The organism is Bdellovibrio sp. HCB290, assembly GCF_047305925.1.
Taxonomy (GTDB): domain Bacteria; phylum Bdellovibrionota; class Bdellovibrionia; order Bdellovibrionales; family Bdellovibrionaceae; genus Bdellovibrio.
In genome coordinates, this window is sequence record NZ_CP178620.1 from 1,585,940 (window position 1) to 1,610,992 (window position 25,053).

Below are 25,053 nucleotides of genomic sequence, written 5' to 3' on the forward strand. Positions count from 1 at the left end.
ACTACAACCCCTTTCCACGGCTGACTTCCTTGATCAGGAAGCGCGTTGATTGTTTTTTACATTTAACCAATGTGTCACGGGCATTTACAATGCCGCAATCAGGATCCACAGTCGTCCATTTAAATGGATCCGCAGAGCGTAAACTTACAGGATTGCACACCCAATGGGCGTAACGATCTGTGATACCGATGTTTGACTGCCATAACGGCGCCAAAGCTCCTGGCGAGCAATTCACAGCGGCACCAGCTTTATCCCGGCCCAGGATACCGGCATTAATCAGCTCTTGCGCGGCTTGTGGATGATAGATACTGCTCCAACGAATACCAGCTCTATAAGCGGAGGCATCGATATTCAATTGATTTGTGATCACAGTACCAATGATGCGCAAAGGAGCTGTACGTGGAAGGATCGTGAAGGTCTCACACGCAAACATACCTGCAATCAAAGTTGCACTCGGGCTGATTCGGCATTCTTTCACCAATGAATGCACGGTGAATGCAGTACTGGTTCCATAGGTCCATGGGCCTTCGTAGTAGCCGGGCTCAGTACGAGTCGACCATTCGGTATTAAACATCCAGGCATGACGAGCTTGTCTTGCAAAAGAAGTATCCCACGTCGCTGCCGGGAAAGCCGAGAAATCCGCACCAGGATTGCCTGGATCCGGAGTGGCAAAGCAACGGTCGTCGAATTCTGCTAAGTTCTCTGGATTATCCTTTGGTACATGCAGACCTATATAAGTTGAATCAAGCGGGTAGTTATAGTCATCTGATGCTTCCAAACCTGAATTGGTGCGCCATTTATTAAAGTTCACACCCAGATTCGCTGTGTTGGCCGTCAGCACCATGTCGTTACCGGCTTTGGTAAAGGTCACGCCATTGATTTTGTTTTTAAAGAAAGGCGAGCCACCCGCAACACGCAGGTTGTTTCCATTCAAATAACCATAGTCATAAGCTTCGAAGACGAACTTTACGGAAGGGGAAGAATTAATCACAACACTGCCATTGGATTTGTAGGGAGCCACATTCAGGCCCGGAGAGAATTCAATGTTCATGTCAATCTGGTTGAACTGAGTTCGTCCTGAAACCGTCAACGGTGCCGTTGTAATAGTGATCGTTGGTCCCCCGGTGCCCGTAGGATACAAAGTCACGGTTCCTTGGCGATGCACTTGGAAGTCAGTGATATAAGCACCACGGGAGCCGCCCGGTGCCTGCAAGCCGTTATAGTAAACGCGTGCTTTCAGGACGGGAGTTCCTGTAGTTGTTGTTGCAGAGGACATCGCCGCAGTTGTCACGTTCGGAACTGTCGTGACCGCCTCAAACCCCATAACGTTGGCCTGTTCGACAAAGTTATCTACGTTACCGACGTTAAAACTGACATTGGCGCGATTGGCGGAGGCCGAATTGGCGCGTGCCCAAAGTTGCGATGGGTTGGTGATGATCAAGTCATAGGACGCCATTAATCTAGCACGGCAAAGTTTTTGTGCATCGAAACTTGAAGAGTCGCCAGCCACAATATTGTACAGGTAATCCAGTCCCGTATCGCGACCTGGATCAAGTTCGTAGCCACCTAAAAGGCCGGCAAAGTTCTGCATTTCGTAATTGTACATGGAGCCAGTGCCACCGGCGCTTGAGACCATAAAGGATTTATTATCCATCATGATGCGACCACCACCCAGCACAACTTTGTCGACGAAGACCACGTTGTTCATCGCAGGACGGTGGGAGGATGAAGGCAAATGCAAGTCCCCATTGACGAAGACGGGGCTTTCAAAGCGCAAACCGCCATTGGCCGCGACAGATTGGGCATTCAAACGATTGTTGCCGTTCTTAGCACTACTGCCATTCACGTTCAGGTAAAGATCATTTGGAAGAATCAAAGAAAAATAACTCAGCTCACGGGGATAGACGATGTTTTTAGAGACCAGGACTTCATCATACTGACGATCTGTTTTGTGTTTCAGTGCGATGGTGATTTTTAGTGGCACTTCTTTGCCGCGAACTGCGGAGATCGCCGTTGCATCACGTTCAATCGTGAAGGTTCCACTAGAGTATTCTTCCTTCAATGGTCTAACGATGGAGTAAAGTGGATGACTTTCTGTAAAGTCTTTCAATTGAACAGTTGTTGAAAGTGTTTTCAATCGAGTTGCTGAAAGAGGTTCAGCATGGGGAGTGCCGGAGTTGCGGATGAAAAGCAATGACTCATCTGATAGCAAAAGTCTTTGTGTGTTTCGTGGATGAGTTAAGCTGCAGTTTAGTTCCTGCACCCATGAAGGCGACAGGCACCAGCTTTGTTTGATTGCGTTGACCGTATATGCATAGAGACCATCCATCACAATACGGCGATCTGTTTTGTTCGCGGAGCGCGCCATCATTTTCGCTTGGGTTTCAACATACGCGATAGAAGCAAAGAACATAATGCATACGATCACACCACCTATGATCGCCATAAGAAGTACGGAGCCCTGTTGCGAGCGCAACAACTGCTTGTGGAACGCGCTGTGATGGTTCAAACAATCCCCTTTGTTCTCATTACTTATCGGTCAAAGAAGCGTTTCATTTGAGCCAAAATGGAGTCATAAAGTCCTCCTAAATAGGAGGTTTTGTTTCACAGTGAGACATAATAATTCAAAAAAGGTCAATTACCACTGGATCGTTGCTACTTCGTATAGCAAACCTCGTCCATGGTGAGGATCCAAAGGAAGCCGATACTTGGTAAAATTGAGTGGCAAGGAGGTGTGCCATGTCTCGACATAACAAAGGAAGAGGCTTTAGCCAGACCAGCAAACGCTATGAGGGAAATCTAAAAGAGCAAAGACGCGCGGCTCACAATAAACAAATGGACCACTCAGCAGATTCACAAATGGTGGAGTCTTCTTCGAGTGAAAACAGCGAGAACCGCGAAAAAGGATCACCACGGAAATAGCCTGAACTTCCAGTGATCTAAACGCAAAAGGCACAGTTTTACCTGTGCCTTTTGTTTTCTTCTGCCGCCACGGTGGCAGTGAGTACTTAGTTGCTTGTTTTTTTAGAAGTCTTGGATTTTTTCGCAGAGCCTTTTTTCGACTTATTTTTCGATTTAGACTTTTTGCTTTTCTTAGACTTTGATTTGGACTTTTTAGTGCCGTATTTCTTTTGCGCTTCTTTGCGAATCGCTGCGTTCTCATTAATATAAGGCAGCATTCCTTGGTATCCAGTTACAGGAGCCGCAGGAGAATCTGCAGATGGCGCAGAAGCCGGTGGTGGATTTGAAATCTCTTCTTGGGCGTGTGCGGAAGTAAAGCCCAGCACAGTGAAAATCACGCTGAATGTCACAAGATGTTTAATGTTCATTCACAAACATTAGCGTGAAAACTGCCGAAGCTCAACTATTTCCACGCTGCTAATTCATCCCAGGCACTGCGATTTTCAATCTGACTGTAATCATAAACATCAATATGCGGAACAACTTCCGAGATCACCTCAAGACTTTCTTGAAACTGCTGAAGATTCGGAGTGACGCTGCTGTGTTGTCCATGCCAAGTGGAAATCTCGATGTGAATAATCACTTCGCTGCGGTTGGCGACAATTTCCTGAAATTTCAATGAAGCGGGCAGAGTCCAAGCAGGATTGAAAACAGAAGTGCCGTGTTCACCCAGCCACTGCTGCCATAAAAGTTCGCCCACAACAAAATCCATTTTCTTTGCGCCCTGCAGGTTTAAAATTTCATTTAAATCAAAGCCCACGTCATCACGAACCTCTTCTGATTTAAATAAACTGCCGTCAGAGTGAGCAGGCCAGGTTTGCACGACTCCTGCTTTGATACCTTGGGAGTGACTGATCTCGGCCATCATCGCCAAAAGATCCGTGATTCCCTCAGCGCGCATAATTTTCCAATTATCATCACCCAATTGTCCTGCGGGATATCGGGCGAAAAAAGCCTTGTTCGCTTCGGGATTGTAGTCAGCCTCCATGCGCCAGTAACAGTCTACTGTGGGCTCCACGGCTTCGATGGCATAAAGTTCTGGAAATTTCGAAGTCAGATCCTGAATGAATCCTTTTAACCAGGCTCGATACTCAGGATGCCACGCAGACAAAAGATAAGTTTGGGACATCGGTTTGTAGTCCTGGCCGGTTAACATTTTGGATCGCCATGCGGGGCGAGCATCCCACACCGATTTGTTGTCGGTGACCGAGATCACCGCCACCACATGGAAGTCATGGGCCATCGCCAAGGTGTAAAGTTCCTTGAAAATATTCTTCTCGCCAAAATGAGTTTCCACTTCGGTCAATGGGTAGTCGGTTGGGTAAAACGCACCATGATTGGAGACATAGGCATACAGGAACAACGTATTGACGTGAGCCTCATGAGCTTTGGCGATCACCTTCTGAGCAATTTCAGTAGCGCTCAGCGTGGGGTAAAGTTCATAAAAATAAGATGGATCCACGCGCAGTCCGCGCACTTCTGGTTTGGCAAAACTTAAGATTGGTAATAGCGGTAACAGAAGAAACAGAATCCATTTCGTCATTGAAAAGCTCCTAAAGGGCTCATGTTAACGACATGGAGTTTACGAGGCTACTGCGGAAGATATGGTATTTGACAGGCGCGATGCAAAAGGCCGGCTTCCCGCCATGTATTGAAATCTCGCAGAGCACCTTTTAGATACCACATGATTTTTAATTGCTCAGGGAACGTGAGATGACAGAACCCAGTGTCCACATAGCAGCTGACATGATCATGAATAGCTTTTGGCTTAATTTCCGAGCAGCGCAGTCCATCCACTGTTTCGCGCAGTCTTTCCTGCAGACAAAGGCGGACTTCCTGCAGCCATGTTTGACTGTCAGCGCTGAATTTGTGTTCGTCTTTAACAAAGAGCTCGCAATAGGGAATTCCAAAGTCCTGCCAATAACCTTTTTTTCCGCAGGGCTGTTCGGCATTCGCGCAGTGATAAAACTCACAGGACTTATGGGAAACCGGGCAGTTCAAAGGCGAACCCGTGGCTTGAATGGTTTCCCCAGGGGCAAACAAGCCGAAGCAAAGAACCGCAATAAGGGGGAAGACCCAGTTTTTAGTTATTTTCATGATTTAAAAGGGAATTTCCCCCAGTTTTAGGCAGTGGGCAACCGGAAACGCCTGAAGTCGTCCCTGGAGCTATAAAAAACAGTCGGTGACTTAGGTAAAAGTTACCTTCGCAGCTACAATCTTGAAGGGAGCTATGCTATGAAGGCCCCCTATGAAAATCACCGATCTCCTATTCTCTTACCCAGAAGAACTGGTTGCCACTTCGCCGCAGCGTCCTTCACGGGTTATGTGGGTTGAAAACAATCAGCCGACGGAAATTTCCATCGAAACTTTGAAGGGCAAAATTCAAAGCGGTGATGTCCTGGTGGTGAACAACACCCAGGTTTTAAAACGTCGCGTGTTTTCTGGTGACATTGAAATCCTTTTTTTAAAACAGCTCTCTGAATTTGATTGGGAAGTTTTGTTTCCCTCTAAGAAATTTAAAGTCGGTCAAGCGCTCGAACTCCCTTTGGGTGTGAGCATGACTCTTATGGAAAAAGGCCGCCCGCAAAAAGTGACTCTGAATCAAGCGGTGACAGAAGACTATTTCCAAAAAGTGGCGGAGCTACCTCTGCCTCCCTACATTCAAAAAGCGCGCAATGAGCGTCACACAGTTGAAGCTGATGAATCTTGGTATCAAACTGCCTGGGCTAAACAACCGGGGAGCTTTGCTGCTCCCACAGCGAGTCTGCATTTTTCAAAATTAGATATGGATCAGCTGCGTAATCAGGGCGTGCAAATTGTCGAAGTGACTTTGCATGTGGGACTAGGCACTTTCTTGCCTGTGACGGCTGAAGATCTGAATGACCATGACATGCACGAAGAATACGTGGAGATTTCTGCAGCCAGCTGGAGCGCCATTCAAGCAGCACGCAGTGCTGGTAAGCTTGTTTGGTCTCTGGGGACCACCACGACGCGCTCACTGGAAAGTGCCGCGGGAGGCTTGTTAAAGGGCTCTGAAACTGAGGGCTTTAGTGGTTTCACCAAACTTCTGATTCAGCCTGGTTATCAGTTTAAAGTGGTGCAAAGACTGCTGACGAACTTCCATCAGCCGGAATCCACTTTGCTGGCGTTGGTATCGGGATTTTCTTCCTTGGAAACAGTAAAAACTTGCTACTTATGGGCGATTGAGAGAAAGTTCCGTCTCTTTTCTTATGGCGACCTGACTGTCTGGATAGGTAAATAAACATGCTTGATGGTAAAACGATGACTTCTACTACTTCTGAAAACGAAATGACTCTGGGACAATTCGTTGTCCATAAGACTGAAGGTAACGCCCGTCGCGCCACTTTGATGACTGATCATGGTCCCGTCCAAACTCCGGTATTCATGGCAGTTGGAACCAAAGCGACGGTTAAGGCGATGACTCCGGAAGAACTTAAAGAGTGTGGCACTCAAGTTGTTTTGGGTAATACCTATCACTTGCACTTGCGTCCTGGTGAAAAGACCATCAAGAAAATGGGCGGCCTGCATAAGTTTATGAACTGGCACGGTCCGATTCTAACAGACTCTGGTGGTTTTCAGGTTTTTTCTTTGTCCAAACTTCGCAACATGAGCGAAGAGGGCGTGGAGTTCCGTTCGCACCTTGATGGGGCGAAGTACTTTATCTCTCCCGAAAAGAGCATGGAGATCCAAATGGATCTGGGCTCTGACATCATCATGGCCTTCGACGAATGTCTTCAATACCCAGCTACTGACGAGCAAATTGAAGCCTCCATGGCTTTGACTTATCGCTGGTTGCTGCGCTCTAAAGCGGCAATGACTCGCACGCAGAGTTTGTTGTTCGGTATCGTACAAGGTGGTTTAAGTCTTAAGCACCGATTGAAATCTTTAGAGCAAGTTACTTCTGTTGATTTGCCAGGTTATGCCCTGGGTGGTTTCTCTGTAGGCGAGCCAATTCACTTGATGCACGAGCTTTTGCCGCACGTAGCTCCGAAAATGCCGGCCAATAAGCCGCGTTATTTAATGGGTGTTGGAACTCCAACGGATTTAATTATTGCAATAGATTCGGGCATCGATATGTTCGATTGCGTCATGCCTACGCGAGTGGCACGTAACGGAACGATCTACACTTGGCAGGGCAAAGTCAGCATCAAGCGCAGCGAGTTCAAAGAAGATCCGTCACCGCTTGATCCAGAGTGTGATTGCTATACGTGCACGAATTATTCGAAGGCTTATTTGCGCCACATGTTCCTGAGTGGTGAGATTTTAGGATCTCGTTTGAACACGATTCACAATATTCATTTTTATATGAAATTGATGGAAAAGGCCCGCGAAGCGATCGCTGAAGGTCGTTGGGCGGCGTTCCGTGACGACTGTTTAACGCGTTTCGTAAAGAAAGGGTAACTGACATAACTATTGATTCTTCCATGGAATAATGCTGAATTTTAGCGTCATCATTGGAGGAATCATGTTATTCGAACTTCTTGTTAATACAGCTCATGCTCAAGCGGCAGCTCCCGCAGCAGGCGGCCAACCATCTACTTTGGAGATGTTTGTTCCGTTTATCTTTATCTTCGTTATTTTCTACTTCCTTATTATCCGTCCTCAATCCAAGCGCCAAAAAGAACACCAAAAGTTCTTGAATGAAATCAAACGTGGTGACGAAGTTATCACTTCCTCCGGCATCTTGGGTCGTATCGAGGGCATCACTGACCAATTCGTGACTGTAGAGATCGCGGATGGCGTGAAAGTTAAAATGCTTCGTACTCAAATTGCGACAACTCAGAAAGCAGCAACAGCGACAGAGGATAAGAAATAATGGAAGGACTTCGTTGGAGAACCCTAGGCGCAGCCGCGGGTATCATTTTGGCTCTCGTTTGGTTTTTGCCAAACGTGGTGAATTTTGGAAATGTATGGTGGCCATCTAAGCAAAAGATGAACTACGGCTTGGATATCCAAGGTGGTTTGCATCTGGTTATGGGTGTTGACGTCGACGGCGTGGTGAAAGAATCCACGACACGTTTGATTCTTTCTTTGAAAGCTGAAACTGCCAAAGAGGGCGTGATTTTGACGGATGTTAAATCCGATCGTCCAGAAGCTGGTGAAGTTACTTTGTCTTTCGCGGCAGCTGATAAAGCTAAAGTTGAAAAGTATATGAGCGACAAGCATCCTGCGGACCTGCAACAAGTGGGAACAACGGATACAACAGCGACTTACCGTTATTACGATGCTTATCTTAATGACTACAAGAATCGCGTGATTCAACAGGCGATTGAAACAATCCGTAACCGTATCGATGAGTTCGGGGTGGCAGAGCCTTCCATTTCTCAACAAGGTGCAAACCGTATCCTGGTTCAATTGCCAGGTATGGCGGATGCGGAAAAAGCGAAACAGTTGATTAATACAACTGCGAAACTTGATTTCATGATCGTGTCTCACGAAAAAACTCCGCAGGAGCTTCAAGTGATGATCGCCGATGCTGAAAAAGCAGGCGGTTATAAAATGGATACTATGAAGTATTCAGACTATGTGACTCGCATCAATGCGGATCTAAAAGGGAAGCTTCCGGAAAAAACAGTGGTTTACTTCGAGAAGTCTGCGAATGCGACTTCCATGGAAACTGGTTCTGTTCCGTATCTTCTTAAAACAGACACAGATCTTGGTGGTTCAGCTTTGGATGACGCCAGTGTCGGTTACGACAACTATGGCGCGCCAATGGTTTCTCTGCGTTTCAACTCCGCAGGGGCTACTAAGTTTGCTGATTTGACGGGTGCAAACTCCGGTAAGCAAATGGCGATCGTTCTGGATAAGATCATCAAATCTGCTCCAAGCATTCGTGAGCGTATCGGTGGCGGCCAGGCAACTATCACTTTGGGTGGTGGTCGTGATCGTAATCAAATGATGGATGAAGCGAAAATGATCTCCACAGCTCTTCGTGCGGGTGCATTGCCTGCTTCATTGGAGCAATTGGAAGAGCGTCGTGTAGGTCCAACTTTGGGTGCTGACTCTATTGATAAAGCAAAATTGGGTGCCTATGTGGGTGCTGCTTTGATCGCTTTGTTTATGATCGTTTACTACAAAGGCATGGGCGTTGTGGTGGCAGTGTGTCTGGGACTGAACGTTCTGGGTGTTTTGGCTCTACTAACTTCATTCGGAGCAACGCTGACGTTGCCGGGGATCGCGGCCATCGCGTTAACGGTGGGGTTTGCGGTCGATGCGAACGTGCTCATTAATGAGCGGATCAAGGAAGAATTGGCACAAGGCCATGGGTTGAACACCGCTATTAAAGAGGGTTACAACCGTGCGATGTCTGCGATCATTGACTCCAACGTGACAACGGGCGCGACAGCTGTGATCCTTTTGTACTTCGGTACGGGTCCAGTGCGTGGTTTCGCAGTCAGCTTGTTGATTGGTATCGTGACTACGATGTTTGCGAACGTATTCGTTTCAAAAGTTATCGTGGATCAGTTGATTTACAAATTTAACGTCAAGAAGTTGTCTATCTAGGATTGGTGTAAAAAAAATGGCTAACAATAATTCAAAAACAGCGACAACTGAATCTTGGGGCAAAATCGACTTTGTCGGCAAAACGAATCTCTTCACGGGGATCTCTGTTTTGTTGGTCGTACTTTCTTTGGCGTATTTGGCGATCAAAGGGGTTAACTACGGTATCGACTTTAAAGGTGGTACCGAGTTCCAGGTAAAATTCGCCCAAGGTGTTACGATCGATCAAGTTCGTGAATCCGTGGATGAATTGCAACTGGGTGATGTGGGTGTTCAAGCTATCGGGGAAAACAATGAGTTCATCATTCGTTTCCAAGGTAAGCAGGGTGCAACTGACAAAGAAACCAATGAAATCCTGAATCAGGACATCGGTAAAATCAGAACAATGATTGAAACCAAGTTTGCAAATCACAGTCCGGATATCCGCCGTGTAGACACCGTGGGACCGCAAGTGGGTGCAGAGCTAAAACGTAACGGATTGCTGGCGGTATTTTACTGCTTGCTTGTGATCTTGATCTACGTTGGTCTTCGCTTCGATTATAAATACGCTCCGGGCGCAGTATTCTGTTTGTTCCATGATGCTGTAATCACTTTGGCAATCTTCGTGGCTGTGGGTAAGGAAGTAAACGTTCCGATCCTGGCAGCGATTTTGACTTTGATCGGTTATTCTCTGAATGACACCATCGTCGTATTCGACCGTATTCGTGAAACTGATGGCATTTATCATGATAAAGGCTATAAATTTATCATCAATAAAGCGATCAACGATATGCTTCGTCGTACCTTCATGACTTCCGGAACAGTATTCACTTCAGCATTGTGCTTGTGGATCTTCTCTGGTGGTACAGTGGGCGATATCGCATTTGCGATTTGTGTGGGTATTGCATTCGGTACTTACTCTTCCATCTACGTGGCGGCTCCGTTTGTCATGTACATGGATAAATTGATGGGTAAAAAAGCTGCTTAATAAAGCAAGGCCCCGATAAGGGGCCTTTGTGTTTTAAACAAGGACGTCAGTCCTTTTGGAGTTTGTGTGAATCCTTTGTGGAAACTACGAGAAGCGAACGGCGAGGTTTTACAACCCGCAAAGGTCGAGGGGCAATGGCCATCCTTGATCGGTAAGCTGCTTGCAGCCCGTGGATTCACCGAAACCTCCGAAGTCGAAAAGCTTCTTTTTCCTAAGCTCGTGGATTTGAAAGATCCTCTTTTGTTAAAAGGGATGTCTCAAGCACTGGAGCGTCTGGGAAATGCCTGGATCAATAAAGAAAAGATCTGCATTTATGCGGATTTTGACCTGGACGGAACGTCGGGGTTGGCATTGCTTAAAACAGGAATGCAGGCTTTAGGTTTTACCGAAGTCCTTCATTATCAGCCTAAGCGACTTTCTGAAGGTTACGGCTTTCATGCCGCGGCCGTTGAGGAGCTAAAGTCTCAAGGTGTTTCATTGATCATCACAGTCGATGTGGGTATCACCGCACATGCGGCTATCGACAAAGCCCGTGAGTTGGGTGTTGATGTGATCCTAACCGACCATCATTTGCCTGCAGATACTTTGCCCGAAGCCTATGTTATCATTAACCCGAATCAAGGAACTTGCGAAAGTGGTTTAGGTTATTTGTGTGGGGCAGGTGTTGCCTTCTATCTTCTTCGTGGTCTTAAAAGATACTTTCACGATAATCCGCAACTACCTAAGAACAATTGGGATCTTAAGGAAGTGTTGGATTACTTTACGATCGGTACACTGACCGATATGGTTCCTTTGGTCGATGATAACCGCGTTCTGGTTAAGCACGGCTTGGTTAAGCTTGCTGAAACAAAAAGAGCCGGACTTCGAGCTTTACTTGAAGAGTTGGATCTTCAGGATCGCGCACTGACCAGTCAGGATGTCGCGATTCGTTTTGCCCCTAAATTGAATGCTCTTTCCCGTATGGAATCCGGTATTTTGCCAATTGATATCTTCTTGTTGGAGGATCAAGGCAAAGCCCGCGATATGGTTCGTCAGGTGATGAAGAACAATTCCACGCGCGTTCAGTTGCAAAGCGATGCGGAAGCCGAAGCTCAAGAACTACTTAAAGAGTGGCCGCATAAAGACTTTGTATTTGTCGCTTCTCCAAGTTTTCATCGCGGTGTCGTTGGCTTAATCGCCACCAAGCTGACCCAGGTTTATAACAAACCCGCTTTCGTTGGCTCTGTTGGTGACGATGGTATGATCGTGGGCTCTGCGCGCTTACCGCAAGGGCAGGAAGCATGCCTGGTCGAGGCCATGGGTACGGCTGCAGAATTGATGAGCCGTTTCGGCGGTCACTCGGCAGCGGCTGGTTTTGAAATCGCGGAGACGAAAGTGCCGCAATTTGTTCAAAAGTTGGATACGCATTTTTCCGATCTGCGTGAAAAGCCGAAACCTCTGGAAATTTTCTATGACGTTAAGGCCAGCCTGCCAGAAGTCAGCGCAAGCCTGATGAAGTGGTACGATTTCGTAGGTCCATTTGGTGCAGGTTTTTCCATTCCTTTGATTCATTTTGCTAATATCCAGGTTTTGTCCAAACGCGAACTTAAGGGTGGCCATTTGCGCCTGAAGCTGTTTGATCCGGATACAAATGCCACCATGGAAGCTTTGCTATTTACCCCGACGCCTCGTCAGGTTGAAACTTTGCACAACGTGCCGGGTTTTTATGATATTTTAGGGGAGCTGCAGTGGAATTATTTTGCTGGGCAAAAAACCATTCAAATCCTGGTTCGTGATCTGAAGGCCATGTCATGAAGAATAAGAAAAAAGTCGTTGTCCTATTGTCGTCGGGCTTGGACTCGACGGTTAATATTTTTGAAGCTATCAAGCATCACCACGAAGTGGTGTTGGCTTTGACTTTTAATTACGGCCAAAAAGCCGCAAAAAAAGAAGTCGAGCAATCTGCAAAGATCGCCAAATACCTGAATGTTCCGCACAAGGTGCTGGATGTGACCTGGTTTAAAGAGTTCAACAAATCTTCATTGTTGGTGGAGGATCAAAAGATCCCGACTGGCAAGGATGTTGAAATCGACAATCTTGAAAAATCCGGAGAAAGCGCCAAATCCGTTTGGGTTCCCAATCGCAATGGTATTTTCCTGAACATCGCAGCAGCCTATGCAGAAGCACTGGGTGCTGACTCTGTGATCCCGGGATTTAATGCCGAAGAAGCGGCAACGTTCCCCGACAATTCAATTGATTTTTTGAAAGCGGCCACTCACGCCTTGTCATTTTCGACGGCAAATAAAGTGACGGTCGGTTGCTATACGGCTCACTTAAATAAACCAGCCATCGTCCTTTTGGGGCAAGGTTTGAATGTTCCTTGGGAGCTGACCTGGCCTTGTTATTTTGCAGGTGAAGACTGGTGTGGGCAGTGTGAGTCCTGTAAAAGAGCGAAACGTGCATTCGCTTCTGCCAATGTTGATGTGAAAAGTCTGTTTAAGGGGTGATTATGGAAATGCATTTTATCGAAAAGAAATTTGCCTATGACGGCAGCCAGCTTCATTCGTTATTTGCATATCTTGAGCACGGAAAACTGGGACCTTCCATTGTCTCGTGGGTAGGGAAATGTGATATCCCTGCAGCTCACATGGTGGATGGTGAGGATCTTCTGGCCAATGCAGTTATTGCTGGCGACGAGATGCTTCACTTCATCATCGAAGTCTTTGATCGCGACTTGTTTAGCGGTGTGGCTTTGCAAAGATTGTTTGCTGCAATTGCGCGGGATTATGTCCAAAAGCATGCGACTCAACATTTGAAATCCGAGCCATTGATTCGTGACGGGGATGACATTTACTGGGGCGACCGCAAGCTTTCTATCAGCATTGCCACCAAGTCTCCGGTTTCTACAATGGTGCATTTTGCAATGAACGTGACTAACGAAGGAACCCCTGTGAAGACAGCCTGTCTGGGTGATTTCAAATTAGAGCCACGTAAAACAGCACAGGACCTGATGGAGTTATTTCGGCAGGAATTTCAATCAATTACGATTGCCACGCAAAAGGTCAGACCAGTCCCATAATTCTTTGTCACAAAAGGCTTACCTCTGTCCTAATAAAGGAAGAGCGTCCGGCATTGACAAGGAACTATCATGGAATCAAATAAAGAAACGTTCAGTACAGATTTGCAGCTGATTGGTATGTCCTGCGTGAACTGCGCTGCCAAAATCGAAAAGGCCTTGAATGAGGTTCCGGACGTTAAAGCTTCTGTGAACTTCGCTACGGAAAAAGCGCACGTGGAGTTTGATCCTCATGCCATCACACCCGAAATTTTAATTAAAACCATTCAGGGCTTGGGATATCAGGCCTTCGAAGTGAACTCGGAAATCGACGCACAAAAGGTCAAAGAGATCGCTGCAGCAGAGTATCGGCGTGATTTACATCACTTTGTGATTTCTGCAATTCTGACTATGCCATTGCTTCTTGAAATGTTCTTTATGTTTACTCGAGACCATCAGGAATTTATACCTCGCTGGGTGCAGTTTGCTTTGGCAACTCCAGTGCAGTTTTGGATCGGGTGGAGATTCTATTTAGGGTCCTATCATGCCTTGAAAGCCCGAAGTGCTAACATGGATGTTCTGGTGGCTCTAGGTACTACGATGGCATATGTGCTTAGTGCCGTTGTTATTATAATGAACTGGCATCATCAGCATTTGTACTTCGAAGCCAGCACCGCCATAATTACATTAGTCCTTTTGGGGAAACTGATGGAGTCCCGGGCCAAAGGTAAAACGTCAGAGGCCGTGGAAGGCTTGGTTCGTCTGCAACCCAAAACAGCGTTGGTCGAAAGAAACGGGGTTTGGGTTGAAACGGCAATCACTCAGGTGAAGTTGGGTGATAAAGTTCTGGTGAAAAATGGCGAGGCTATCGCCGTGGATGGCGTTGTAGTCGAGGGCTCTTCTTCAGTTGATGAATCCATGCTGACTGGCGAGAGTTTGCCTGTTGAAAAGACTCAAGGCAGTCACGTTTATGCAGCGACTTTAAATCAACAGGGATCTTTGCAAATCAAAGCGACCAGCGTTGGGGCTAAGACCCAGCTTGCTCAAATCATTAAAATAGTAACAACTGCACAAGGATCAAAAGCTCCCATTCAACGTCTAGCAGATCGCATCTCCAGCGTGTTTGTGCCGGTTGTGGTGCTTATCAGTGTGATCACCTTTTTTGCGACCTGGTTCTTCTTAAGAGATTTACAAGCGGCCTTTGTGGCTTCGGTTTCTGTGTTGGTTATTGCGTGTCCTTGTGCCTTAGGTCTTGCGACTCCGACAGCCGTCGTAGTGGGCATTGGTAAAGCTGCGCGAATGGGAATTCTGTTCAAAGATGCGAAGGCCCTGGAGCTGGGGGAAAAAGTGAATATGGTGGTGCTGGACAAGACGGGTACCATCACGGAAGGCAAGCCCGTGGTTACAGAGATCCACGGCGTATCTGCGATAAGTGAATTGGAAGTTCTGACACTTGCGGCAAGTCTTGAGCATGGATCTTCCCACCCCTTGGCTCATGCAATAACTATGGGCGCTAAGGATAAAGGATCCGTTTTAAAAGAAGTGCAAAATTTCAATGTCGTCGGCGGACATGGTGTGGAAGGCCTCATTGAAGGTGTTCAGTATAAATTAGGACGCCCGGACTGGGTTGCGGGTGGTGGGTTCCTGGATAAAGAACTGATCACACGACTTGAATCCCAAGGTCAGACTGTGATGGTTTTAGCCACTGACGAGCGTATTCTGGGCTATGTTGCCGTCGCAGATCGCATTCGGGAAAGCTCCAAAAAAGCCATCGCGGATTTGTATGATCTGGGTGTACAAGTGATGATGGTTACTGGCGACAACGAAGGAACTGCGAAAGAAATCGCCAAACAAGCGGGAATCCGCGAATACAAATCAGGCGTCAGACCGGCTGATAAAGCCAGTCTTATTGTCACTATGAAAAGACAAAAGAAATTTGTTGCGATGGTGGGGGACGGAATCAACGATGCCCCGGCACTGGCGATGGCGGATGTCAGTTTTTCGATGTCCTCGGGAACAGATATCGCCATTGAAACCGCGGATATCACCTTGATGAGTAACGATCTGGCATCAGTGGTTCAAGCTATTCATCTTTCCAAAGCTACTTTAAGAAAGATTCGCCAAAACCTTTTCTTTGCGTTCTTTTACAACGTGTTGGGAATTCCACTGGCGGCGTTTGGAATGCTTAATCCCGTCATTGCAGGGGCGGCGATGGCACTGAGTTCTGTCTCTGTTGTTAGTAATTCCCTGTTGCTTAAAAGATCAAAATAATCGGCAAGGGCACTTCGGTATTTAGATCGAAGTGCTGTTCAAAACTATTTCTTTGCTGGCGCTGCCGCAGGCGCTGCTGCTGGTGGTGCAGCGGGCGCGGCGATGGGTGCTGGTTTTTCTGCTGTGACGGTTGGCGGCGTCGCAGCTGCCGGAAGTCTTGGTGCTGGTTTTTTACCATCCGCGATCAGCAAAAGATCTTTCTTCATACCTGCGACCTGCTCAACCGGGATTTTTTTGCTTTCAATTGCTTTATCCAGGTAACGCAAAGACTTTTGGGCCGTCATGGGATTTAGGTCGATGGTGGCGCGCAGGTGATACACACGGGAAAGTCCCAAAAGGCATTCTTCGTTCCCTGGTGCATGCGTTAAACCTTTGGAGTAAAGCTTTTCCGAAGAATCCAGATTCTTGGCTTGATCCAGTGGATTGTTTACGGGGATAGCCATGATGGTATTCGCTTTTCCAGCATAGGCTTTCGCCAACGTGGTTTTTGCCATTCCATAAGGATTTGATTTAACAACCTCTTCCCCAACGGTGATCGCATCATCCCAGCGTCCGTAGCTTTGTATCAGAGCTGCGAAATTTCCGGCAAGCCACGCATTTCCGGGGTCGGCCTTAATGGCATATTTGTAGTAGTTAACACCATTTTCAATCTGGTTGTTTGTTATCAGCAAATGTCCCAGCGATGCCGCGGCAGTGGCTTTTTCCTGGGGGGTACGGGCCAGTTCAAAGGCCTTCGTATAAGAGCCGATAGCCCCTTGGATTTGTTTAAGGTCTTCTAAAACACGTCCGCCCAGTTTATAGAGCTCATAGTCCTTCGGAGAGGATTTGTAGGCCTGGTTAAACAGTCCCGAAATCTTTTCTTTGTCTTTGCGGTACACCGCGATCCACGTTTTTTGTTGTAAGACTTTCGGATCCTGTGGGTGGCGGGCCTCGACGATGTCTAAAATTCGCGCAGATTCATTTAAGTACTCAGAGTCATCGATGCTGTTGTTAAAGTAATTCACACGACGTACGGATTGCGCCCGAATCAGCAGGGCATCTTTGTTTTCCGGATCTCGAGAAAGAATTTGGCCCGCGATGTGGTATGCCTCGCGAGCGCCCTCGATGGACTTGGGACCACCAAGCGCCAACTTATCCTGCGCAATTTGCACTGTATATCTGTCCAGCCGGCTTTGCAAAGTGTCGGACGAAGCCAAAGGAGTGATCTTAACCACACTGCCTTTCATGCAATCCGCTAAGGAACCCAGCATGTATTGAAACTTGTCGGAATTTAAATCATCACTGGATACCTGCACTTGATCAAAGGAGATTTCATCGACGACTTTAAACCCCTTTTCTTCTTTGGTGAACTCGCGGGTGATGCGATACCAGGGTGTCAGAATATTGCATCCCAGTTCGTAACCAGTATAGTCGTAGCCGGTCACATGAGTGACAGTGGATTCAGAAAAACGACCTATCAAACTTGCCGGTGTCACGCGATATCCTGTCAGTGCCATCGGAGTCAGTGCGGACAATGGAAAGCCCAGGTTCAAAAGAAGTTTTTGATCTTCCCATCTTACGATCTCTTCGCCGATTGTCTTTTGTGTTCCTGTGATGGTATTTGCGATTCGGCTTCTGAAGCTAAAGCCTTCATAAAGGCCTTTTGCATTCTTGCCGTCGTTGCGCAGGTAATTCATCAAAACCTTTTTCGCGGATTCTTCACTGGTCGCAAATGAAGCCTCAGTGATGTATTTTGCATAGTCGCCTAAGGCTTCAAAGTTTGTAACAGTGTCACTGCTGCGATCCATGTTGATTTTGATGGTTTTATCAAAGGTCAATCGGGATTGAGCAGCCGTGGGGTACGGAATGGGTTCAAGGTCTTTGGCAGTAGCGCTGACTTCCAGCGCGCGGGCGCCAGCGATATCAGAAAAGATGAAACCCGAGTTACTGACAATATTCGTTGGATCCACCCAATAAATCTTGTCACCTTCCTTAACTTTGACGATGGCGTGGTTGAACTTGCTGGCCATGACCAGCGGGGAGTTGTCCTGAATAACCATTTGGGACGCTTCTTGTGTCGCTGTTCTGCGCACCAGGGCCACTTTTGCATCGATATTCAAAGCACGGAGCATCGCTGTGGTCGCTAAGGAAAAGTCTTTGCAATCACCAGTTTTAGTGCGAGAGATGTCTTTTAGCGGTTGGGCGACAACCATTTTTTCAAGACTTGTCCAGTTTCCAGAGTAAGTCATGATGTTTGCCAGTTCAGACGTCACAATGTCGATCTTCTCTGTCGTGGACTTGGCTTTTTTCGCCTTGTTTACGATGCGTGTGAACGGAGCAGGAAGTGTCTTTGTCGCTAGAATTGCTTCGTATTTTGCAGCCAGCGGAGTGATGAATGCGTTCCAGTCATTCATTGTTGAAACGTCCACGCGGGAAACCAGATCGGAATTCAAAACTGCTAAAGGTTCCTTGGGAACTTTAAATAACGGTTTAATTTGTTCAAACTCGAATACATAGTACTCGCCTTCGCGGCTTTCTTTTTTGGTTAGAACCTGCCAAGGATCCGTGATGTGATAGTATAGGGGCAGTAAAGATTTGATTTTAACTTTTCCAGACTTCTCAGGCGCAAATATACCCATTACGTAGGATTGATTGTATAAACCGGCGTGGACATTCTTTTTGTATTTGATCTTCACGGAGTATTTCGTGATTGATCCGATTTTCAGGTTATTGAAGGGGATTACCATTTCGCGAAGGTGACTAAGGCCTTGTGCTGGCCCCTTGGCTGCACGAACAGTCACGTCTTTTGCATTTACAGGTGATTCCACGCCATCAGTCACTGTGGAGGCTTTAATAAATGTGACTGTTGCTGCGTCTGGCGCAAAAGGGATTCTTTGCAGAACCAGTTCGTTTCGTCCGTTCTCGTTGAGGACCTGCATCTCTGATTCCGTAATGCTTTCTGCTAACGCATTTTTATCGACAGTCACTGTGTCTGTGGAATTAACGATGGTGAAGGGGGCTTCTTGCTCGCTCATCCAGTCGGCATGGGCGTTCGGCGAAAGGACGATAAAGCTCAAAGATGTCAGCGAAAGCAAAAGTGTTTTCATGGATGATTTTTCGGAAAAATCACCTGCAAACTTGATAAATTACTGTTTAGACAGGGGGAAGAATAAGGCTGACCTGCACTTTGGTCTTAAGCGGATTCTTTTTCTTTCGATTTGATATGGGCATCCACCAACCAAAGTCGGATGTGCTTTAAGAAACTGTCCTTCATTCCAAAGAACACAAAGTGATTCAGGAATCCTTCGTCCGTTTTGTTTTCTTCGGAATAGTTAACGGTTGCGATGATTTCCGGAGTTTGATGTTCTTGCACCCGCCATAAGATAAATTCGCGGAAAGCTCCTGTTGAGATAGCCCGGTGATACTTCATCACCAATCCAGCCTCTGAAACCTGAGTGATCTCGACCGGGTTTGCAACTTTGGCAGGAACAACTTCCTTGATGTAAGGTAGAGTCGTGGTTTCAACAGTAGTGATGGCAAAATTTGTGATCAGTTTCTTTGCGATGTACGGTTTGTCCAGCGGAGCAAAAAAGATGTCTTTGCACCAGCGGCTCATATCCATCACTTCGGGTGGGGAAATTTTCGTTCTGGACAGAATAATCAAAGGCGGAGTCTCTTTCCATTCAGCTCCGTGTTTTTTCGCGCGGGCACTCATTTTCTCCACCAATGATTCCCAGGTTTTCTCTTTCTCGATATCCAGCATGTGGTAATTGATAATTACCAGATCCGGGTTGATCGCAGGGTTCTGACGGTCTTTGCTGTCCAGATCCTGCAGATCGGAAAGCAACTGTCCCTGGCTCTTATAACTGTAAACTTCCAGATTCTGAAATCTTTGGTTGAGCATGGTTTTGATTTCGATGTCCAAAGTCTCGTCATCATTCAATAGCAGAATGCTGGTTTTCAGATTCCCCTTGGGAGTCTGCAGATCCAAAGTGCGATGGTCTTTGTTCTGGATAATGTCCCTGCGGATTTTAGTGATCTGGCCGGGGTCGGCAGCAACAAATTGAAATGTACATAGGAATTCCTTGATGGAAACTTCCTTACAAGCCACGCAGACGGCGATAATACTTTTTTTACTGTCTGATGAAAAAGCATCGCTATAGTACTTGGTAATCGCACCGATTTTAATTTCATGATTATTCAGACTGGTGAATCCAATTTCAGACAGGGACTGAAATTGAATGTCCTTAAGCATTTCGATGGTGGCTGAAATCTTGGTCGCCGCCAAAGTCGTGCTGGTGACTGGATGACGGCCGGTCAGGGCATATTGCAAATGCTCTTTGACGATAAGTTTATCAAAGGGCTTATACAGCACATTATTGATGATTCGTTCTTCGGCAAGCTTGATATCGAAATTTGGATTGTCGAAGGCAGTCAAAATCAGAGCCGTGGGTTCCTGTTCTGAACACATTTTCTTGCGAACGAAAAAGTCCCGCGCACGGCGGACCAAGCCCATATTTTGTGTGCCCAGGAATTCATCCTTGGCGATCACCAGACGAAGTTCGTCGGCAACAGAAGGTTCGGTAGGGTCTGAAAGATCAGAGGGGTGCTTGTGGCCCGCGTTTGCCAGGGCTTTCGGGCCCTCGTGTACAGCGGTTGTAAGGAACTCGTGAAATGAAGCCAGGTCCTTGAAGAAGCGAATAGCAAGCTGAGGATCTATACTTTTTAAGCTGTCATATAGATCCTGATTGGTGCGCTCGTCGTCTTCCAAAATCAGGATGAACTTCATATTACTATTGTATATTGAAATGGGACGAAAAACCAGATGGCTGGACCAGTGTCTTGATTTGAGAATCTGAGGATGGATCCGCTAGCGGAATAAGAAGTAAACAGCACCCACCAGGCACAAGGAAGCCCATAGGTAATCGAGCTTCAGAGGTTGCCCCATATACCAATAAGAAAACCCAGCGAACACCACCATGGTGATGACTTCCTGGATGATCTTAAGTTGTGGAAGGGTGTAGACCTCAGAGCCCAAACGGTTTGCGGGAACTTGGAAGATGTACTCAAACAAAGCAATGGCCCAACTGCCCAGAATTACAATCCACAGAGCGGAGCTTTTGAAATTTTTCAAGTGTCCATACCACGCAAAAGTCATGAACACGTTGGAAATCAATAGCAGAACCAGGGGGCTTACATACTGAAACATATTATTTATGCGACCTTTGATTGTAAGCGTGATTGCACAGCAAACTTGCGATACGGCGATACTCACTTAGTAGATCCAAATGGATCGAGCTCGTATTGATAGACGTATTCAATCCGCGATTCAGACGGCTGATGTGATTTTCGCGAAGCGAGATTTCCAGTTTAGCCAGATCGCGCTTCAGTTGGATGGCCTCGTCGCAAAGCTCGCGATTTTGATATGCATTGATGGCCATGGACGAAACCTTAACCACCTGCTCATGCATTTCTTTAAGCTCGGCCCAGCCCTCACCGGAAAACTCCAGTTTGAGTGCATTCTTTTTAATCGCCAGCGCCAGGATGTTGATGTCAATAGCATCAGCGGCACGTTCCGCATCAGACAGGAACATGATCATATTCATGATATTCTGATGCACCACTGTGCTGGATTTATTGGCGTGATCCAATAAGAACATCTTGGTTTCGCGGTACAGGAAGTCGACCTTGTTATCGCGATCCTTGATGGCATCAAAAACCTTGGGATCATTGGTTTCAAACAGTTTGATAGAGTCCTTGATCATACCCAGTACGATGTCGGCTGTGCGCATGATTTCGCGATTGGCATAGGATACTGCCAGTGCAGAGCTTTGGTAGTTGTTCATGTTCACGAACTCAGTGCCAAACTCTTCGGATGCGGCTTTCGGGAACATTTTCTCAATCCACTGAGCACCCTTGTCGATGAACGGATAGAAGATGATGGCCGAAATAATATTAAAAATTAAATGCGCATTGGCGATCGAGCGCGCCACCGTCGTATCAAAGGTCATCAGGAAGTCGATAAAGAGCTGTGTGAACGGGTAAAAGATCACCACACTGATCGTTTTATAAAAGAAATGCGCCCAGGCCACTTGGCGTCCGATATAGTTTCCACCTGCAGCAGAAATCAGGGCAACCGAAGTGGTCCCGATGTTTGCGCCGTAAACCCAGATCATCGCATCATAAAATGTGATGGCCTTAACCGCTGCCAAACTCATCGCTAGACCGATAGTGATTGCAGAACTTTGCACGAACGCACAGAAAACGATGGAAATCAAAAGTGAATAGCCCGGATTATCACGAACGCTTTGGAAGAACTCCGTCAGCATTGGATTTTCTGCGAAATGATGCGAAGAAGTCGAAACCAGCTTCAGTCCCAGGAACAACAAGCCAAAGCCCATGCAGACCAGGGCCAGGTTCTTGAATACCGTTTTCTTGGATTTGAAGTAAAAGGCGAACGACACCGCGAACAAAGGCAACGCGTATTGAGTGAGGTCAAAAGAAATCAATTGGACTGTAATTGTCGTACCAATCGCGGTTCCAATGATTACGCCCATCACCTGGCGAAGATTAATAACTCGAGCAGAACCAAGTCCTACCAGCATCGAAGTAGCGGCACCGGAACTTTGCATCAAGGTCGTCAAACCAACGCCCGTCAGGATGGAAAGCAGCTTGTTCTGTGAAAGATGGTTAAGCAAGTGGGTGATTTTACCGGCCATCAGTTTTTCAAGAGAAGAACTGGTCATGCTCATGCCGTATAGGAACAAAGCTACGCCGCTGATCAGAAGGATGAAATAGGAGTTCTGTGTATCAATCATAAAGATTCATCATAGCAGTATTTTTCATTTAAGGAAGAGCGAATTCTGATTTATGCTGAGTCTACCTCAGAGGAGACATTTCATGGCGGATCTTAAAAAGCCGGTTTTGGTTGTGGCGGCAGTCATTCGCAAAAAGGATGACTCAGAAAAACGCATTTTGTTGGTGCGTCGCGGCCCCGATCAAAGTGGTGCGGGTCATTGGGAGTTCCCAGGGGGGAAAGTGGAGATTTCCGAGTCTCCTGAGCAGGCTTTACACCGGGAAATCGATGAAGAGTTGGGAATTCATATTGCCATCGGGGATTTTGTCGGGGAGTTGGATTTCGCTTATCCAAATAAAACCATCAGACTGCGGGTTTATGAGGCAACAACCACTGACACTCAGATTACTTTGACGGAGCATGACGCATTTAAGTGGGTGAAAGCTGAAGAAATAGAAACTGAGCAGTTGTCAGCGGCCGATCAGCCCTTTGTGGCGATGCTTCAAGGCAAAAGATAGCTGCGTTCCTGAGGAGTAGGCAGGCGACAGAAGTCGCGATGCCCAAACCAGGCATAGCGGTTTTTTGCAACGATATTGTAAAGAGCGTCTCGGAACAATCCTGGGATGATCCATCCAACCCGAGACAGATTGTAAACGCCACCCAAACCTGAAAGAATTTTTAGTACAGCGGCAGAGCGGTGATAAACCCGACCTGACTCGTAGTAAATAACCGTATCCAAGGAGACCCGATCCTGAGGCGGCAAAAGGTTTTCTGCAGTTGTGCCTTGAAGTGGGGCAAACAAGAAGCGATGCTTTGGATCTCGTGTAATGATAGCGTCGACAAAGCCATTACAAAGATGGCAGACACCATCGAAAAACACCACATTTCTCATTTTAGCATCGACATTTTCCATAGCAATCCCAGATTACAATCATTATAATACATAAACAAGCTGTGGGGGTTCCTTGTATGGAAGTATTTTTGTTTCCGTTGGTCAACGTCACGTTGTTTCCAAATACAACCAAACCCCTGAATATTTTTGAACCTCGCTATTTGACCATGGTGAAAAACGCTGTGGCTCACAATAAACCCATTGCGATGGGTTTTATCGAAGATCCCTCTAAAGTCGGTCCAGTCCCCCCGGGTCAACCCGTGCCCTTTGTGCGTGAAATCGCAGGATACGGATATGCTCAGATTATCGAGGAGCGCGTGAACGGGACACTTTTGGTCTTTTTGCAGGGGCAAGGCAAGTTACGTTTGAAACATACAATCGACTACAAGACGCCTTATATCGTCTGTGAGGCCGACATTATTCACGAGCAAACTTTGGTGGATCCGCAGCACTTGGTGCGCCTGCAGGGCCTGCATAAGGTATTAATACGCTGGATTCATACCCATATTCCGGATCCTGCGCAGCGGGACATGTTTTTGCGTAATTTGAATTTGCCGGAAGAGGTGGTCGGCGCCTTTGCTTCCTACATGGTCCGGGACTACGACCTACAGCAGATGGTATTGGAAATAAACGACATCAACGAAAAGGTGGATTTTCTCCACCGTCTGACTGAGTCCAACGAATTGACGACTTAGGCGTTCTTGCCTGCATTACGCATGAAGAAGACCCACTGCAGTAACGTAACCCAAATGATATGGGCCAGACACAGGTGCGTGATTTTCATCCATGTCGGGGCGTGAAATACCAACGTACCAATTCCAAATAAAATTCCAGCAATAAGAATGCCGCTCATTTGTGCTGATTTTTTCTGCACCAGGTGGTGAGTTGCTGACTGTGATTTTAGCCAAAAGAACAAAGTCAGGCTGCCGGCGCCAAGAATCGCAAGAACAGGGTGCAAGCCGCGCAGGCGCACCAGAAAATGCGAATCGGTTGAAAGGTCCGCCATCAAGCCTGCAAATAAATCATCGGTTGGAAACAAGGAGTTTGAAAGTGACGCCCAGGCGCCGGTGATTCCTAAAATCATAATGATCAAAGGCAGAAATTTGAAGCGTTTGTATCCCGCAGCTGGAGATGGTGTCGTGTCGCCTAAGACGGCTGCTGCAAAAGCCAGCGCGACGGCTCCCGTCAAAACAAATGAATTCACTTGATGAAGGGCCATGATGAAGGCGCGGTAAGGGGTGTCGTTGGTAGTGACTAATCCGAACAAAACTAGTTTTGCACCCAGCAGTGCTTCAGTGATCATGAAAATCAAAGTGGCCAAGGCGGCTTTGCGTGCAAAATGCCCGACAGGATAAATTTTGCGAGCGGCCCAATAAAAGTAAATTACCACAAAGCCGTAAATTCCTGACATCAGTCGATGACCGTACTCCACCCACGTTTTACCACGCTGGGCTTCCGGAATCAGTTGTCCATGACACAACGGCCAAGTGTCGCCACAACCATCTCCCGAGTGAGAAATCCGCACCCAGGCACCCCAAAGGATGACGAGAATTGTGTAAATCAAAAGTCCAAATGCAAATTTCTTGTATTGAGTGCGTGTCATCATGTGCAAAGGGCTATCATGAGCTTGA

At 46.9% G+C, this 25,053-nt stretch carries 22 protein-coding genes; 12 read left to right on the forward strand and 10 right to left on the reverse strand.

Annotated features, from left to right (window positions below):
• Window position 1 precedes the first annotated feature (1 nt).
• Window positions 2-2,509 carry a hypothetical protein gene (locus ACLVWU_RS07795; protein WP_413578426.1) on the reverse strand — a complete coding sequence of 836 codons (2,508 nt, stop codon included), beginning with the start codon at window positions 2,507-2,509 and terminating at the stop codon, window positions 2-4.
• Window positions 2,510-2,739: 230 nt separating this feature from the next.
• Here ACLVWU_RS07795 and ACLVWU_RS07800 point away from each other — a divergent pair, with 230 nt between their 5' ends.
• Window positions 2,740-2,922: a hypothetical protein gene (locus ACLVWU_RS07800; protein WP_413578427.1), complete on the forward strand. Its 183-nt coding sequence runs from the start codon at window positions 2,740-2,742 to the stop codon at window positions 2,920-2,922.
• Window positions 2,923-3,008: 86 nt separating this feature from the next.
• Here ACLVWU_RS07800 and ACLVWU_RS07805 read toward each other — a convergent pair whose 3' ends face one another.
• Genes ACLVWU_RS07805 through ACLVWU_RS07815 form a run of 3 tightly spaced genes read right to left on the reverse strand, consistent with a single transcriptional unit; the run spans window position 3,009 to window position 5,058 of the window.
• On the reverse strand, window positions 3,009-3,329 hold the full coding sequence (locus ACLVWU_RS07805; protein WP_413578428.1) for a hypothetical protein: 321 nt from the start codon (window positions 3,327-3,329) through the stop codon (window positions 3,009-3,011).
• A gap of 35 nt (window positions 3,330-3,364) precedes the next feature.
• A complete protein-coding gene (locus ACLVWU_RS07810) occupies window positions 3,365-4,504 on the reverse strand; it encodes a hypothetical protein (RefSeq protein ID WP_413578429.1) in 1,140 nt (379 codons plus the stop codon).
• A 47-nt stretch (window positions 4,505-4,551) separates the two neighbouring features.
• Window positions 4,552-5,058 carry a hypothetical protein gene (locus ACLVWU_RS07815; protein WP_413578430.1) on the reverse strand — a complete coding sequence of 169 codons (507 nt, stop codon included), beginning with the start codon at window positions 5,056-5,058 and terminating at the stop codon, window positions 4,552-4,554.
• A 151-nt stretch (window positions 5,059-5,209) separates the two neighbouring features.
• On the opposite strand from ACLVWU_RS07815, the gene queA reads away from it, so the two are divergent.
• From queA to ACLVWU_RS07860, 9 genes are all read left to right on the forward strand, one after another.
• Window positions 5,210-6,223, forward strand: coding sequence for a tRNA preQ1(34) S-adenosylmethionine ribosyltransferase-isomerase QueA (queA, locus tag ACLVWU_RS07820; RefSeq protein ID WP_413578431.1), 1,014 nt, complete (start codon window positions 5,210-5,212; stop codon window positions 6,221-6,223).
• A gap of 47 nt (window positions 6,224-6,270) precedes the next feature.
• Entirely contained in the window at window positions 6,271-7,383 is a 1,113-nt protein-coding gene (gene tgt, locus ACLVWU_RS07825) for a tRNA guanosine(34) transglycosylase Tgt (RefSeq protein WP_413578775.1), read from the forward strand.
• A 64-nt stretch (window positions 7,384-7,447) separates the two neighbouring features.
• Complete coding sequence (gene yajC, locus ACLVWU_RS07830; protein ID WP_413578432.1) at window positions 7,448-7,798, forward strand: preprotein translocase subunit YajC; 351 nt, start codon at window positions 7,448-7,450, stop codon at window positions 7,796-7,798.
• Window positions 7,798-9,486: a protein translocase subunit SecD gene (secD, locus tag ACLVWU_RS07835; RefSeq protein WP_413578433.1), complete on the forward strand. Its 1,689-nt coding sequence runs from the start codon at window positions 7,798-7,800 to the stop codon at window positions 9,484-9,486. The genes yajC and secD overlap by 1 nt, the downstream gene beginning before the upstream one ends.
• Window positions 9,487-9,502: 16 nt before the next feature.
• Window positions 9,503-10,450, forward strand: coding sequence for a protein translocase subunit SecF (gene secF, locus ACLVWU_RS07840; protein ID WP_413578434.1), 948 nt, complete (start codon window positions 9,503-9,505; stop codon window positions 10,448-10,450).
• 66 nt (window positions 10,451-10,516) lie between these two features.
• On the forward strand, window positions 10,517-12,244 hold the full coding sequence (gene recJ / locus ACLVWU_RS07845; protein ID WP_413578435.1) for a single-stranded-DNA-specific exonuclease RecJ: 1,728 nt from the start codon (window positions 10,517-10,519) through the stop codon (window positions 12,242-12,244).
• Window positions 12,241-12,936, forward strand: a complete 696-nt coding sequence (queC, locus tag ACLVWU_RS07850; RefSeq protein ID WP_413578436.1) for a 7-cyano-7-deazaguanine synthase QueC — start codon at window positions 12,241-12,243, stop codon at window positions 12,934-12,936. The genes recJ and queC overlap by 4 nt, the downstream gene beginning before the upstream one ends.
• 2 nt (window positions 12,937-12,938) lie before the next feature.
• Window positions 12,939-13,508 (forward strand): DUF366 family protein, encoded by a 570-nt coding sequence (locus ACLVWU_RS07855; protein ID WP_413578437.1) that lies wholly within the window; start codon window positions 12,939-12,941, stop codon window positions 13,506-13,508.
• A 69-nt stretch (window positions 13,509-13,577) separates the two neighbouring features.
• Window positions 13,578-15,755 carry a heavy metal translocating P-type ATPase gene (locus ACLVWU_RS07860; RefSeq protein ID WP_413578438.1) on the forward strand — a complete coding sequence of 726 codons (2,178 nt, stop codon included), beginning with the start codon at window positions 13,578-13,580 and terminating at the stop codon, window positions 15,753-15,755.
• Between the two features lie 44 nt (window positions 15,756-15,799).
• Here the strand turns inward: ACLVWU_RS07860 and ACLVWU_RS07865 are convergent, their stop codons facing one another.
• From ACLVWU_RS07865 to ACLVWU_RS07880, 4 genes are all read right to left on the reverse strand, one after another.
• Window positions 15,800-18,841 carry a DUF3857 domain-containing protein gene (locus tag ACLVWU_RS07865; protein ID WP_413578439.1) on the reverse strand — a complete coding sequence of 1,014 codons (3,042 nt, stop codon included), beginning with the start codon at window positions 18,839-18,841 and terminating at the stop codon, window positions 15,800-15,802.
• An 86-nt stretch (window positions 18,842-18,927) separates the two neighbouring features.
• Window positions 18,928-20,523 (reverse strand): hypothetical protein, encoded by a 1,596-nt coding sequence (locus tag ACLVWU_RS07870; protein ID WP_413578440.1) that lies wholly within the window; start codon window positions 20,521-20,523, stop codon window positions 18,928-18,930.
• A gap of 81 nt (window positions 20,524-20,604) precedes the next feature.
• A complete protein-coding gene (locus ACLVWU_RS07875) occupies window positions 20,605-20,943 on the reverse strand; it encodes a DMT family protein (RefSeq protein ID WP_413578441.1) in 339 nt (112 codons plus the stop codon).
• 1 nt (window position 20,944) lies between these two features.
• The gene (locus tag ACLVWU_RS07880) at window positions 20,945-22,552 is read right to left on the reverse strand and encodes a Na/Pi cotransporter family protein (protein WP_413578442.1); all 1,608 of its coding nucleotides are present in this window, start codon (window positions 22,550-22,552) and stop codon (window positions 20,945-20,947) included.
• An 82-nt stretch (window positions 22,553-22,634) separates the two neighbouring features.
• Between ACLVWU_RS07880 and ACLVWU_RS07885 the strand changes: the two genes are divergently transcribed.
• Complete coding sequence (locus ACLVWU_RS07885) at window positions 22,635-23,048, forward strand: (deoxy)nucleoside triphosphate pyrophosphohydrolase (protein WP_413578443.1); 414 nt, start codon at window positions 22,635-22,637, stop codon at window positions 23,046-23,048.
• Here the strand turns inward: ACLVWU_RS07885 and ACLVWU_RS07890 are convergent.
• Entirely contained in the window at window positions 23,033-23,443 is a 411-nt protein-coding gene (locus tag ACLVWU_RS07890; protein WP_413578444.1) for a thiol-disulfide oxidoreductase DCC family protein, read from the reverse strand. The genes ACLVWU_RS07885 and ACLVWU_RS07890 overlap by 16 nt on opposite strands.
• 56 nt (window positions 23,444-23,499) lie before the next feature.
• Here ACLVWU_RS07890 and ACLVWU_RS07895 point away from each other — a divergent pair, with 56 nt between their 5' ends.
• Window positions 23,500-24,117 (forward strand): LON peptidase substrate-binding domain-containing protein, encoded by a 618-nt coding sequence (locus ACLVWU_RS07895; RefSeq protein ID WP_413578445.1) that lies wholly within the window; start codon window positions 23,500-23,502, stop codon window positions 24,115-24,117.
• Here the strand turns inward: ACLVWU_RS07895 and ACLVWU_RS07900 are convergent.
• Window positions 24,114-25,028: a COX15/CtaA family protein gene (locus ACLVWU_RS07900; protein ID WP_413578446.1), complete on the reverse strand. Its 915-nt coding sequence runs from the start codon at window positions 25,026-25,028 to the stop codon at window positions 24,114-24,116. The two genes, ACLVWU_RS07895 and ACLVWU_RS07900, sit on opposite strands and share 4 nt — an antisense overlap.
• Window positions 25,029-25,053 lie beyond the last annotated feature (25 nt).

Excerpts from the sequence above, each read along its gene's own strand:
- ACLVWU_RS07800 (WP_413578427.1), top strand. The coding sequence starts at position 2,740 with ATGTCTCGACATAACAAAGGAAGAGGCTTTAGCCAGACCAGCAAACGC.
- ACLVWU_RS07805 (WP_413578428.1), bottom strand. The coding sequence starts at position 3,329 with ATGAACATTAAACATCTTGTGACATTCAGCGTGATTTTCACTGTGCTG.
- ACLVWU_RS07810 (WP_413578429.1), bottom strand. The coding sequence starts at position 4,504 with ATGACGAAATGGATTCTGTTTCTTCTGTTACCGCTATTACCAATCTTA.
- ACLVWU_RS07815 (WP_413578430.1), bottom strand. The coding sequence starts at position 5,058 with ATGAAAATAACTAAAAACTGGGTCTTCCCCCTTATTGCGGTTCTTTGC.
- queA (WP_413578431.1), top strand. The coding sequence starts at position 5,210 with ATGAAAATCACCGATCTCCTATTCTCTTACCCAGAAGAACTGGTTGCC.
- tgt (WP_413578775.1), top strand. The coding sequence starts at position 6,271 with ATGACTCTGGGACAATTCGTTGTCCATAAGACTGAAGGTAACGCCCGT.
- yajC (WP_413578432.1), top strand. The coding sequence starts at position 7,448 with ATGTTATTCGAACTTCTTGTTAATACAGCTCATGCTCAAGCGGCAGCT.
- secD (WP_413578433.1), top strand. The coding sequence starts at position 7,798 with ATGGAAGGACTTCGTTGGAGAACCCTAGGCGCAGCCGCGGGTATCATT.
- secF (WP_413578434.1), top strand. The coding sequence starts at position 9,503 with ATGGCTAACAATAATTCAAAAACAGCGACAACTGAATCTTGGGGCAAA.
- queC (WP_413578436.1), top strand. The coding sequence starts at position 12,241 with ATGAAGAATAAGAAAAAAGTCGTTGTCCTATTGTCGTCGGGCTTGGAC.
- ACLVWU_RS07855 (WP_413578437.1), top strand. The coding sequence starts at position 12,939 with ATGGAAATGCATTTTATCGAAAAGAAATTTGCCTATGACGGCAGCCAG.
- ACLVWU_RS07860 (WP_413578438.1), top strand. The coding sequence starts at position 13,578 with ATGGAATCAAATAAAGAAACGTTCAGTACAGATTTGCAGCTGATTGGT.
- ACLVWU_RS07865 (WP_413578439.1), bottom strand. The coding sequence starts at position 18,841 with ATGAAAACACTTTTGCTTTCGCTGACATCTTTGAGCTTTATCGTCCTT.
- ACLVWU_RS07870 (WP_413578440.1), bottom strand. The coding sequence starts at position 20,523 with ATGAAGTTCATCCTGATTTTGGAAGACGACGAGCGCACCAATCAGGAT.
- ACLVWU_RS07875 (WP_413578441.1), bottom strand. The coding sequence starts at position 20,943 with ATGTTTCAGTATGTAAGCCCCCTGGTTCTGCTATTGATTTCCAACGTG.
- ACLVWU_RS07880 (WP_413578442.1), bottom strand. The coding sequence starts at position 22,552 with ATGATTGATACACAGAACTCCTATTTCATCCTTCTGATCAGCGGCGTA.
- ACLVWU_RS07885 (WP_413578443.1), top strand. The coding sequence starts at position 22,635 with ATGGCGGATCTTAAAAAGCCGGTTTTGGTTGTGGCGGCAGTCATTCGC.
- ACLVWU_RS07890 (WP_413578444.1), bottom strand. The coding sequence starts at position 23,443 with ATGGAAAATGTCGATGCTAAAATGAGAAATGTGGTGTTTTTCGATGGT.
- ACLVWU_RS07895 (WP_413578445.1), top strand. The coding sequence starts at position 23,500 with ATGGAAGTATTTTTGTTTCCGTTGGTCAACGTCACGTTGTTTCCAAAT.
- ACLVWU_RS07900 (WP_413578446.1), bottom strand. The coding sequence starts at position 25,028 with ATGATGACACGCACTCAATACAAGAAATTTGCATTTGGACTTTTGATT.